The following is an 11,993-nucleotide window of genomic DNA, read 5'->3' on the forward strand; positions in this document are numbered from 1 at the left end:
GTGTCCTCCGCCTCATCGGTGATGTTGCCTGCGTCACGGCGCCACCTCGCGGTGGCGCGGATGAGGAGGCACACCGCTCATGACGCAGACCCTGGAGCCGACCACAGGCACGGAGCCGTCCGCAGCCCGTACGCGTGTCGAGACCTGGCTGGCCGACTTCGAGGCCGCACTGGCGGCCCGGGACGTCGACCGCGCCGCCGGTCTCTTCGCCACCACGTCGTTCTGGCGCGACCTGATCGCGTTCACCTGGAACCTCACCACGGTGGAGAACCGCGACGGGGTGGCCGACCTGCTGCGGCAGACCATGGAATCGACCGGCGCGACGAACTTCCGGATCACCGAGGGCGAGGAGCCCGAGGAGGCCGACGGGGTCGTCACCGCGTGGTTCCGGTTCGAGACGGCCGTCGGACGCGGGTCGGGCCTGCTGCGGTTGAACGACGAGGGGGCGTGGACGTTCCTGACCACGCTCGACGAGCTCAAGGGCCACGAGGAGAACCAGGGCACCAACCGTCCACGGGGCGTCGAGCACGGCGCGCAGAAGGACCGGGTCACCTGGAGGGAGCGGCGCACCGCCGAGCTCGAGGGCTTCGGTCGTGACCGCGAGCCCTACGTCGTCGTGATCGGCGGCGGCCAGGGCGGCATCGCGCTCGGTGCGCGGCTGCGCCAGCTCGGCGTCGACCACGTCGTGGTGGACCGGCACGCCCGGCCCGGCGACCAGTGGCGCAGCCGGTACAAGTCGCTGTGCCTGCACGACCCCGTCTGGTACGACCACCTCCCCTACCTGCCGTTCCCGCGGAACTGGCCGGTCTTCGCGCCGAAGGACAAGATCGGCGACTGGCTCGAGATGTACACGCGGGTCATGGAGGTCAACTACTGGGGCTCGACGACCGCCAAGAGCGCCACCTGGGACGACGCCAAGAAGGAGTGGACGGTCACCGTCGACCGCGACGGCGAGGAGGTCGTGCTCCACCCCAAGCAGCTCGTCTTCGCCCTCGGGGTGTCCGGCAAGCCGAACATCCCGTCGATACCCGGCCAGGACGTCTTCGCCGGCGAGCAGCACCACAGCTCGCAGCACCCCGGCCCGGACGCCTACAAGGACAAGCGCGTCGTCGTCATCGGCTCGAACAACTCCGCGTTCGACATCTGCGGGGCGCTGTGGGAGGTCGGCGCGGACGTGACGATGGTGCAGCGCAGCTCCACCCACATCGTCAAGTCGGACTCGTTGATGGAGATCGGCCTCGGTGGCCTCTACTCCGAGCAGGCCGTCGAGGCCGGGGTGACCACGCACAAGGCCGACACGATCTTCGCCTCGCTGCCGTACCGGATCATGCACGAGTTCCAGATCCCGCTCTACCAGCAGATGGCCGAGCGGGACAAGGACTTCTACCGGCGCCTGGAGGAGTCGGGGTTCCGGCACGACTGGGGCGCCGACGGGTCGGGCCTGTTCATGAAGTACCTGCGGCGCGGCTCGGGCTACTACATCGACGTCGGCGCCGCCGATCTCGTCGCCGACGGCAAGATCCCGGTCAAGCACGGCCAGGTCACCGAGCTGACCGAGACCGGGGTGAAGCTCGACAGCGGCGAGGAGCTGCCGGCCGACCTCGTCGTCTACGCCACCGGCTACGGCTCCATGAACGGGCTCGCCGCCGACATCGTGGGCGACGAGATCGCCGACCGCGTCGGCAAGGTGTGGGGCCTCGGCTCCGACACGACCAAGGACCCCGGTCCGTGGGAGGGCGAGCAGCGCAACATGTGGAAGCCCACCCAGCAGGAGGGCCTGTGGTTCCACGGCGGGAACCTGCACCAGTCGCGCTACTACTCGCTCTACCTCGCGCTGCAGCTCAAGGCCCGGGCCGAGGGCATCGCGACACCGGTGTACGGGCTCCAGGAGGTGCACCACACGTCGTGACGGCGGCGTAGCTTGGGATGGCGTGACCGGACCCGACATCGCCTGGCAGCCGTCGCTGCTGGACGGTGGCGCGGTCGGGTTCGACGCCACGTTCGCCGGGGTCCGGCGGCGCGAACTCGCGGACGGCGCGTGGGTGGACCACCGGCCCGGCTGGTGCCACGGTTCGAACGAGCTCTTCGCCCGACTGCTGGAGCAGACCCCGTGGCGCGGCCGGACCGTGCACATGTACGACCGGCTCGTCGCCGAGCCCCGGCTCACGTTCCGCTGGGTGCTCGGCGACGGGCCGTCGCCACCCGACGACCTGCAGGAGATGGCAGGGGTGCTGTCGGAGCGGTACGGGGTCCGGTTCAGCCAGATCGGCGTGAACCTCTACCGCGACGGTGCCGACAGCGTCGCGTGGCACGGCGACCGGGTGGCCCGGGAGCTGCCCGAGGCGACCGTCGCGCTCGTCTCCCTCGGAGCAACCCGGCCGTTCCGGCTGCGGCCGACCGGCGGCGGACCGTCCGTCCTGTACCGGCCCGGGCCTGGCGATCTGCTCGTGCTGGGCGGGTCGTGCCAGCGCACCTGGCAGCACGCGGTGCCGAAGTGCCGCGGAGTCGGGCCGCGGATCAGCGTGCAGTTCCGGCACGCCTACGTCTGACGCCGACTCGGCCGGAGGAGCGCGTCGAAAGAACACTCCAATTTTGGAGGGTTGCCCTGCCGCGAACGTGGGATGGCACCTAGACTGCACGCGCCGGGTCGGGCGGCTACCCCCTCCGTCGCCCGACCCGGCGCATCACCGACGAGTGCGGCTTATGGGCGTCAGGGTCTGCGACCGTGGCCGGCATCACGCGGTGCGGGTGGAGAGACACTCCGTCGGCGACGGTCGACGGCGCGTGGCCGGACTTGCGGAGGAGGGGAAAAGTGACCGCTACTGCCGGTCGACATGGTGCGCCCGAAGGGATTCGAACCCCTAACCTTCTGATCCGTAGCAAGTTCCCGCTGAGCGCTGTGCTGACCTGCGTTTTCCCAGTTCGCGTATGAGCATAAGTGCCCAACTTAGATGGTGTACGTTCGATCAATTATGAATCTTGTACGCCGTCGCGCTCCACGGCCAAGCGTCGGAGCCAGAACCCGTGTACGCGTCCCTGACGCGTCGGCGTCGTCAGCTGACGGCTTAATCTTCTCAAACACGTTCTCAGGAGCACGCCGGTGCGGGGTCCGGGGCGTCGGCCCAGACCGCGTCACGGATCGTTGCCATCGCGGCGGCGAGGCTCTCCACGCGCTGCACCCTGGGGGGCAGTCGCGACCGGCGCCATCCCGGCCCGGCGGCGATGATTTGATCGGCGGTCGGCTCGAGCCGGCGCAGGTCGTTTGTGTGCGCGGTGCGCGAGGCCTGGGACCACAGCACGACGGCTGCCGGGCGGATCCGTTGGGCGGCGGCGGTCAGAGCGGTCGCCGGAACCGACGCCCCGAGCATCCGTGCGGGGATGCCCTGTGCGGTGAGCACGGCGTGGAGCGCTTCTAGGCCCAGGCTGTGTCGCTCCCCGTCGGTGCAGGCCAGCAGGACCCGGCGGCGCGACGAGGCCGGTGGACCGGCGCAGCGGTGCAGGCCGGCGATGATCGTCCAGGACAGCAGGTGGACCGAGTCGACGCAGTCGCCCTTGGGGGTGACCCGCCGTCCGAGCGCGGTCAGGGCGGGAACGCACACCTCGGTCCAGGTCGTGTCCACCCCGTAGGCCCCGAAGTGGTGGTCGAGGGTGCTGGTCAGGAACTCCGCGTCCAGCCGCAGTGCCGCCAGGACGAGACCACGAGCACCGCACTTCGCTTCCTCGAGTGGCCGGATGGGCTGGCCGGTCCGGTGCTGGTCAGATTGCGCCGCTAGGGCGTGCGAGCGGGCGATGTCGGCGGCCGCCGTGGGTGCGACGCCCTCGCCGACGAGGCGGCACATCGCCTCCAATACGGCGACGTCGTGCTGGGTGTAGCGGCGATGCTGTCCGGGCTGGTGGGTGGCCGGTCCCAGTCGGTAGCGCCGGTTCCAGCTGCGCAGCGTGGCGGGGGCGATACCCAGCCGGCGGGCCACGGCACCGGCGCTCCACACCGGAGCCGCGGGCCCGTTCGGGAGGTCAGCGTCGCCCACTTCGCGTCCTTCCCGGCCCGCTGCCCGCGAAACTCGCACGCGCGGGTTGGAGACGTCCTCGGCCTCAGATCGTCATGAAGCCAGATTCTAGAGAATCAAGATCGCGGGAATCCAGCGGCGCGGCCACTCGCAATCCTGTTGGGTCCCTGTTGGGTCGGCGGCGGCGCGGGGCCTACAGGCCGACGGCCTCTCGCACGCGACTGATGATCTCAAAGTGGCGCAGCGCCCAGACCCCGGCGAGAACGGCCAGGAGCCCGCCGATGGTGATGGCCGCGGAGCTCACCGGGTGCGCTTTGGCGTGCTGCCAGGCTTGGCGGGCTTTGCGCTGGAACCGCCGGAACAGTCGCTGTGCCCAGTCGAACTCGGTCGACCAGATCCACAGCCCGAGCAGGACCGGTGGGATCGTCAGCGGCCCGGGCAGCACCGACAGGGCGACACCGACGGCGATGCAGAGCAGGCCGGCCAGGAACACCGCCACGCGGTAGACCTGGGCCAGCCCCGGCTTTTCTCGGATCCGCTGACGCCAACTGTCGTGTGGGACCGCCGACGGGCGACCGAGCGGGTGCGGGGCGAGGTGCGAAGGCATGGCATCTCCTACTTCGCGTGGTTCTCAATCGCGTGGTTCGTCGAGCAGAAACGGTCGGACTGCGGAGCCGACGGGTGCTCCGGCCGGCGAGCCGGGCAGACTGCCGGAGTCCCCCAGGAGCTGCTGGTGGCTACTCGCCGGGCAGGCGTTCAGCACCGCCCTGCCGCCTGAACCCGAAGATCAGCCAGTGGCACACCTGGAGTCACTGCCCCTCGCCCGACGCTGAATACCCGGCCGCGTGCGGCGCACGCACTTCTCAGCGTTTCGTTGCGGAAACGTGGCAACCGGACATCCACGCAGCACAACCCGGTGTAGGGCGTTCGTGCCCGGGTACACCCCCGACGCCCGTCAACGAGATCCGCGGCACCGAGGTCCACGGCGCCGTCCGCACTGGAGATACCCATGACGACACGTGAACCGGACCACGGCCACCTCGGCGACCGTCCGTCCACCGACCGCCCCGGCGCCATGGCCACCGCCGAGCCGGAGGTCGAGCACCGGATCAAACGGGCCAAGACCAGCGCCGCGGCCGCGATCGCCCTCGGGATCGGCTCCGCCGCCTTCGTCCTGACCCTGCTGGTGCTGTTCTTCCCGGTCGCGCTGATCCTCGGCGTCATTGGACTACTGCTGGGCATCGTCGGGTTCCGCGCCACCAAGAAGCCCGGCGTCACCGGCAAGGGAGTGGCCCTCGCCGCCATTGTGCTCAGCGCGGTCTCGATCGTGCTTGGCGCCGTCTTCGCCGCCGGGGTCGTGACCGTCCTGAATAACGAGTCTGCGGTCAACCGCATCGAGCAGCAGGTCGAGAACCTGCGCGACCGGCTCCCCAACAACGTCGACATCCCCCAGCCCTGACCCCTGACTCACCCCACACAACCCACCAGATCCAGAACCCACAGGAGGCACCACGGATGATCACCGATAGCCAGGTACGAGACCTCGTCGGCTCCACCGCGTACGGCCCGAACGGGGAAAAGCTGGGCAAGGTCGGCCAGGTCTACTTCGACGACCAGACCAACCGACCGGAATGGGTCACCGTGCACACCGGGCTGTTCGGCACCAACGAGACCTTCGTCCCCGTCCAGGGCGCCGAGTTCAGCGGTGACCGGGTCACCCTCGGCTACGACAAGCAGAAGATCAAGAATGCGCCGAACATGGCCGAGGACGGGCACCTGTCCGAGGACGAGGAGCAGCAGCTCTACCGCTACTACGGCCTCGACTACGGCACCACCGGCACCACCGGCACGACAGGTGTTGCGGGTGGCCGCGACCGCGACGGTGACGGTGACGGTGTCTACGACGACGTCGCGAACACCGCGGTCGGCCGCGACACCTCCGGTCCCACCACAGACAGCGCCATGACCCGCTCGGAGGAGCAACTGCGAGTCGGCACCGAGACCCGCCAAGCCGGCACGGCCCGGCTGCGCAAGTACGTGACCACCGAGCACCAGCAGACCACCGTGCCGGTCAGCCACGAAGAGGTCACCCTGCAGCGCGAGCCGATCACCGACGCAAACCGCGGGGACGCCTACGACGGACCCGCGATCTCCGAGGAGGAACACGAGGTCACCCTGCACGCCGAGCGCCCCGTGGTCGACACCGAGGCCGTCCCCGTCGAGCGGGTCCGGGTCGGCAAGCAAACCGTCACCGACCAGGAGACCGTCGGCGGCGAGGTCCGCAAGGAGCAGATCGAGGTCGACGACACCGACCTGCGCCGGCGCTGAGCGCTGCGATTCCGCCACGACCTATCACAAGCGCCGCCGACGCAGCCGGTGCAGGAAGGACGATCAGTGGAGGAGAGGCTGCCGAGGGGCCCCGGGAATCGCCGGTGCGCCACCCTTCTCGCTGGGCTCGTCAGCCGCAGAGGCCGCGGATCCGACGGGGACGGGGGCAAGCACCGGAGCTCGGCTGTCGTCGTCACGGTCAGTCCGGCGCCCGACCCGGGGGTGCTGCGAGAGTGGGACCGGTTTGTTGACAGCGTCCCCGGCAGCGATGTCGCGCAGCTGTCAGCGTGGGCGCGCATCCGCCGGGAAGCTGGCTTCCGGCCGCTGTACCTTCTGGCGCACCTGGACGGTCGGCTCGTGGGTGGTGCCCTCGTGCTCGAGCGCCGGCTGCCCGTAGTTGGTCGGATCGGCTACGTGTCGAATGGGCCGCTCGTTTCAGGGGCTGTACCGCGGGAATCTGTGATGGATCGACTCCTCATGGAGATGGACGTCGTGGCCCGCACTCGGTTGCGCGCACTGTTCGTGCAACCGCCGGTCGACGCTCAGGACATCAGCTCCGGGCTTCGCGAGCGGGGGTTTCGGCACTCGGCGGCGGGTATCGCTCCAGCCGCGTCTATTCGAGTCGACCTCCGCCGCGACGTCGAGGACCTCCGCGGTCGCTTGACCAAAGCCAACCGTCGGCGGACTCGCAATTGGGCGCAGCGCGGGGTCAGCGTTCGTATGGGCTCGCCGGACGACGCGGTGCTCGTCGCAGACCTGCTGGCCCGGACCGCGGACCACCAGCAGTTCGAGCCGCTATCGCCGGACTACGTACAGAGGCTTTACCGCGAGCTCGACGTCGGCGGGCACGCGGCGGTGTTCGTCGCCGAGATCGACGGCGCCCCGGCCGCGGCGCTGCTGTGCACCCGGTGCAACGGAACGGTCAAGCAGCGCATATCGGGCATGGACCGGTCCGAACGCGCGCGCAAGGACGGCGTGTCTGCCGCAACGGTCTGGCACGCGATGCTGTGGGCAAAGTCCAACGGCTACGACACCTACGACTTCGGCGGACTCCGCGCGGACGCGGCCCGCCTGCTCCTCGCGGGCTGCGACGAGCGGACCGCGAACCTGACCGGCTCGGAGCAGTTCAAGACATCTTTCGGCGGCGAAGTGTTCCTGTACCCCGAGCAGGTCGAACTCATCTCCTCCCCGCTGTTACGCCTGGCCTACGACATCTCGCGGCAGACACGCACCGGCGGGCGGCTCGTCAAGATCGGCAAGCGGGTGCTGCGCGGCGGGCGCCGTCGATAGCCGTACCCAAATGCGATGCCGTAAGAACGGGCAAGATCCGATCTTGCCCCCGGCTCACATCGAGATAGCTGGCGCGACGTCTTCCTGAAGCCCGGTGCCGGGCGTTGCCGATGCACCAGGTCGCATCGGCGACCTACCGGGACACTCGGGCTGAAGTCGGCCGAACGACGTTCTCGTACCACCTGTGGGCACCTCGGCCGCCACGACGGGATCGGCTTCAATCGCGACCGGCTCCCCAACGTCGTGCTCGTGGCGGAGGTCGACGCCCAGCGCCGCCGCCCGCTCGGCGAGGATCTCAAGCAGCCGGGCACGGCCGATGCTGAAACGTCCCCGCCCAGGTGACCAACCTGCCCGTCCGGCAGCCAGACCTGCTGGTCCTCACACAGGTGTGCCGCGCGCTCCAGCTCCGGAGCACTGCCATGTCGTTGCGGTAGGCCAGATTCAGGAGGTCGTCCCAGAAGACCACGGCCCAGCCGTACCGTGACACCGGCGCTGTTGCGCTCGACAACCGCCACGTCGCACTCCGGATGCCGCCGCTTGACGAGTAGCGCGAAGTACAGGCCAGCTGGCCCGCCGCCCACACCGACGATCCTCATACCCCGTCGTCCGCAATCCGAGAGCGCCCGTGCGGCCGCGGTACGGAGCGCACGCGCAGCGCCACCTGCACCCAGTGCAATGCCCGGCGACCGCGCTGCGAGGCCCGGGCCAGGTCGTACACGACGCGCAGGAGAGCCGGAGTGATCATCTCCACCGCCGGCGGATAGCGGTAGGGCGTGCCGCCGAAGGTCAGCTTGGGCTGGTCACAGGGCGCCACGGCGCCCGCCGGACCTCCACCGGTACCACCTCCACCGGTACCACCTCCACCGGTACCGCCGCCGCTACTAAGTAGCGCGTCGAGGCTGGTGTCGGAAAGCCCTCCGAAGTCCAACCAGCGCAGGCCGCGGGTTTGGCCCCACTTTATGATCTGCCAGCGGATCGCGGCGGGAACGCTGAGCCGCGCCGCATCCCCGTAGCGGTCAAAGCCGGCGAACCGACCCCGGATCATGTCGCCGCATACCGTCACCAGATCCGCGGCCGCCGGCCGCCCGTGCACATACCCGATGAACAACGCCACGTGCCCACCGCCGTCGAGCTCCCGATACAGCGTCTCCAGGTAGGCGAGGGGTGGTGCCGTGAATCCCTGGCGCTGCGCCGACTGCGTCATCAATTGAGCGAGCAGCGGGAGGTCCTGCGCACCGCCGACAGACACCGTCACCCCGCGGCTCTCCCAGCGGTGTGGCCACGATCGCAATCGCCGACCGAACCGGCTCCGGATCTGCCCGAGGTCGTCGGACAGGTCGATCCGGATGGACCCGGCCGGGGCGATGCCCGCCGAGGACAGCCGGAAGCCGCGGGCAATCAGGCCGGCGCTGACAGCGTCGGCGCCCTCGGGGGGCTGGACGAACAACATCCGCAGCTGCCGACGACCCAGCGCCCGGAGGGCGTCAGCGATGGCGTCCCAGACCGCTTCCACGTCGTCGGCGGACGGGTCTACCACGGGGCCGTAGGGCACATAACCGATCCGGCCCACCACCGGCACACTGCGATACAGAAGCTGTGCCCCTGCTACCAGTCTCTCCCCGCGGTGGGCGAGGACATGCAGGGAGCTGAACCCGGCCGACGCGCGCACCCGCGCCCACGCCGACAGCTGCGTTACGTCCGTACCGGGCGTGCGCTCGACGAGCGCATCCCACACATCGAGTACATCCCGGCTGGGCACGGTGGAGACGGTGACCACCAACGGCGGGGCCGACGGCGACCGGTGCTCCTCCCGACACGACAACGATCGGTCAATACGCTCGTCAGGCATGCGAATCGACGTCCTTTTCCGGAGTACGCACCATCATGCATTAACCAACACTGACAATGAACGGCCCGACCGCATTCTTGGCATCGGCGGTTGCACACCCAGGACTTCGAGAAATCATCAACAAACCCCGCATTCGGGTGGTCGTGCTGATCCTCTTAGAACGCGCAATCCCCCGTACAGGCCTTATGCCGATGAACAGGTCGTGACAGTGCAGGCAGCACGACCGTCGTGACGGCGGCAGTGCTACTCGAGATGGTCCGATTTCGTAGTACGGTTGGGCTACACCCTGAGCGGCACGGCATATCTGCTGCACCGCGGAGGTCGCAGGAGGTACCCCCAGTTCGCGCAGCCAAGCGCGACGAGGACACGGTCGCCCACCTGGCGGCGTGAGGCGTGGCCGGCGACGTTCTTTGTGATGATCGTCGTGCTCGACCGGCCGAACTGGCTTCCCGCGCCGGCGGCCGGGCCTGGACGCCACCGGGATGACGATCCCCTTACACACCTGGGATCGCCACCCCCTCACCCATCCGAGACACAGACTGGGCCACCGAGCTGGACAAGCCCCGCGCGTAGCTCGAGCAGATCGTCGGCCACGACGTGGATCCGTTCGCCTACGCGTACGGCCTCCGGCGCGGGTAGGCCTTCGCGACCTGCTTGACCCGCCCGGCTAACCGGCCGGCACTCGGTTGCGACAACGGCACCCACGCCCGGGCCCGCGTGGCCTGTTCACAGCGGATCCCGCGGAGCGCACGCTCGGCGACCTGACCCGACCCGTTCCGTCCGTCCGTCCGTCCGTCCGTCCGTCCCGTCCAGATAACTGTGGTGGTGTGACGGCTGCGGCCTGTCTCGGTCCATCGGATCGTTGCCGTTCCCGCAGGCACAGCCGCTGGGACCCCGCCACGATCCAGCGGACCGCACGCGGATAGGCCCGCCCGACCCGCAGCAAGCGCAGCATCTCGATCACCGCCACGCACACATGCGCTGAGCAAGGTCCCCGGCTTCGCCCTGTCGGGGTCAGCCGGTGTGCACCGGCGGTTCAGCTGTCCCCGACCAGACGACGGATGTCACTTCGACGGCGGTGATGCAGGTGGTTGGGGCAGCTGTCCGGTCTCGACCAACTCCGCGGCGACGTCGTGGAGCTTGCGGTTGAGGTGCTGGGAAGCTTGCCGCAGGGCCTCGAACGCCTGGTTCTGGGTCATCCTGCCCTGGGCCATCAGCACACCCATCGCCATTCCGATCTCACGGTTGGACTCCAGGGCGTGGTCGAGCTGCTTGGAGTGGGCGTGCTCACGGGCAGCCTGCATGGCGATCGCCGCGTGCGCGGCCAGGATGGTGCCGACTGCGCAGGCCTGCTCGTCGAACGCCTGCACGGTCCGGGAGTACATGTTCAGCGCGCCGATCGTGTCGCCCTCGAGGAATAGCCGAAGCGACAGCATGCTGCGCACACCGGTCTCCTCGGCCGTGCGGCGGCTGAACGACGGCCACCGCTTGTCGTTGGCGAGGTCGTCGATGGGGAACACCCCGTGTTCTATCAAGGCGTCCAGGCACGGGCCCTGTCCGGCCTCGTACTGAATGGCATCGACCCGGGGCGGGACGTCGTCGGTGGCAGCAACGGTCTCGATGCCACCGCGCCGATGCACCAGGGATATCGCGGCGTGGTCGCAGCCATCGACAGTGTCCACCGCCGCCCGGGTGACCCGCTCCTGGACCTTTCTCGGGGTGTCCTCGGCTTGCAGCTGTCGGGCGAGCTTGGCGAAGACCTCGGCCAGCTCACCGTTCGGGACCGTCGTCACATCGGAAACCTAACCCCACGCAACGGTTTAGCCCACTGACCGGGAGGCACACCTCCTCGGCAAGGTCCGGCTTGAGCGCGCGCGAGCCGAGACCCCAGGCCCAGCCGGTTGAGTCCACATGCCGACTGGGCCGCCTACATTCATCCGGTGGGTCCGGGTGACCGCCGGGGGTGCTGGCGGCTGAGGAGCGGGAGACCGGCAGCCGTAGAGCCGAGTCGGGTCACCGCCCGCGGCTCGGTTTGAAGTATGCGTCCGTGGAACCGACCCTGTCGGTGAGTAGCCCCGAGTCGACGTCACCGAGGGCTCACCTTCGCGACCGCGACAGGCTGGCCCGTCGCGAAATGAATGCCGACATCGACGTCGCCACCCGCTCGGGCGATCACACCACGCTCGAACGCGCCGCCGTAGCAGTAACCCAGCACCCGATGCGCGAACGCTCAGGTAACAAATCCTCTACCAGCTCGACAGCATCTTCCCTTGTGAAGGCCCTACTCGTGCGCCCGGAGGCATTCGAACCCCCGGTCCACGAGAGCCTTCCGGTCCTGCAGCGGGCCCGTAGACCATTGATCAACGGGATTGACAGTGTATGCAGCGGAGAGGGGACTGTCCGATCTTCGGTGTAAGTGCTGATCCGGCCTGACACGCCGAGCCGTTGGGCTTGGCGGGAAGCAGGCAGCATGACCGACACGATCGGGCCCGTGGACGGGCTCAATGAGGACGACAAGC

The 11,993-nt window shown here is 69.1% G+C and carries 9 protein-coding genes; 5 read left to right on the plus strand and 4 right to left on the minus strand.

The genetic code is table 11. From position 1 onward, the window contains the following. Window positions 1-79 precede the first annotated feature (79 nt). Window positions 80-1,909 carry an NAD(P)/FAD-dependent oxidoreductase gene (locus RM445_RS24045; protein WP_311559102.1) on the plus strand — a complete coding sequence of 610 codons (1,830 nt, stop codon included), beginning with the start codon at window positions 80-82 and terminating at the stop codon, window positions 1,907-1,909. Between the two features lie 22 nt (window positions 1,910-1,931). After that, entirely contained in the window at window positions 1,932-2,549 is a 618-nt protein-coding gene (locus RM445_RS24050) for an alpha-ketoglutarate-dependent dioxygenase AlkB (RefSeq protein ID WP_311559103.1), read from the plus strand. A gap of 537 nt (window positions 2,550-3,086) precedes the next feature. Here the strand turns inward: RM445_RS24050 and RM445_RS24055 are convergent. Both RM445_RS24055 and RM445_RS24060 read right to left on the minus strand, forming a co-directional pair. Continuing rightward, the gene (locus tag RM445_RS24055; protein WP_311559104.1) at window positions 3,087-4,028 is read right to left on the minus strand and encodes a MerR family transcriptional regulator; all 942 of its coding nucleotides are present in this window, start codon (window positions 4,026-4,028) and stop codon (window positions 3,087-3,089) included. A gap of 172 nt (window positions 4,029-4,200) precedes the next feature. After that, window positions 4,201-4,614 (minus strand): PGPGW domain-containing protein, encoded by a 414-nt coding sequence (locus tag RM445_RS24060; protein ID WP_311559105.1) that lies wholly within the window; start codon window positions 4,612-4,614, stop codon window positions 4,201-4,203. 402 nt (window positions 4,615-5,016) lie between these two features. Here RM445_RS24060 and RM445_RS24065 point away from each other — a divergent pair, with 402 nt between their 5' ends. The 3 genes from RM445_RS24065 to RM445_RS24075 all read left to right on the plus strand — a co-directional run bounded on the left by RM445_RS24065 (window position 5,017) and on the right by RM445_RS24075 (window position 7,625). Then, window positions 5,017-5,466 carry a DUF4190 domain-containing protein gene (locus tag RM445_RS24065; RefSeq protein WP_311559106.1) on the plus strand — a complete coding sequence of 150 codons (450 nt, stop codon included), beginning with the start codon at window positions 5,017-5,019 and terminating at the stop codon, window positions 5,464-5,466. A 56-nt stretch (window positions 5,467-5,522) separates the two neighbouring features. Then, window positions 5,523-6,335, plus strand: a complete 813-nt coding sequence (locus tag RM445_RS24070; protein WP_311559107.1) for a PRC and DUF2382 domain-containing protein — start codon at window positions 5,523-5,525, stop codon at window positions 6,333-6,335. Between the two features lie 222 nt (window positions 6,336-6,557). After that, the gene (locus tag RM445_RS24075; RefSeq protein ID WP_311559108.1) at window positions 6,558-7,625 is read left to right on the plus strand and encodes a lipid II:glycine glycyltransferase FemX; all 1,068 of its coding nucleotides are present in this window, start codon (window positions 6,558-6,560) and stop codon (window positions 7,623-7,625) included. A 592-nt stretch (window positions 7,626-8,217) separates the two neighbouring features. On the opposite strand, the gene RM445_RS24080 is transcribed toward RM445_RS24075, so the two are convergent. Further along, entirely contained in the window at window positions 8,218-9,384 is a 1,167-nt protein-coding gene (locus RM445_RS24080) for a lipid II:glycine glycyltransferase FemX (protein ID WP_311559109.1), read from the minus strand. A gap of 1,154 nt (window positions 9,385-10,538) precedes the next feature. Next, the gene (locus RM445_RS24085; RefSeq protein WP_311559110.1) at window positions 10,539-11,267 is read right to left on the minus strand and encodes a GAF and ANTAR domain-containing protein; all 729 of its coding nucleotides are present in this window, start codon (window positions 11,265-11,267) and stop codon (window positions 10,539-10,541) included. Between the last annotated feature and the right edge of the window lie 726 nt (window positions 11,268-11,993).

The organism is Pseudonocardia charpentierae, assembly GCF_031845345.1.
GTDB lineage: Bacteria > Actinomycetota > Actinomycetes > Mycobacteriales > Pseudonocardiaceae > Pseudonocardia > Pseudonocardia charpentierae.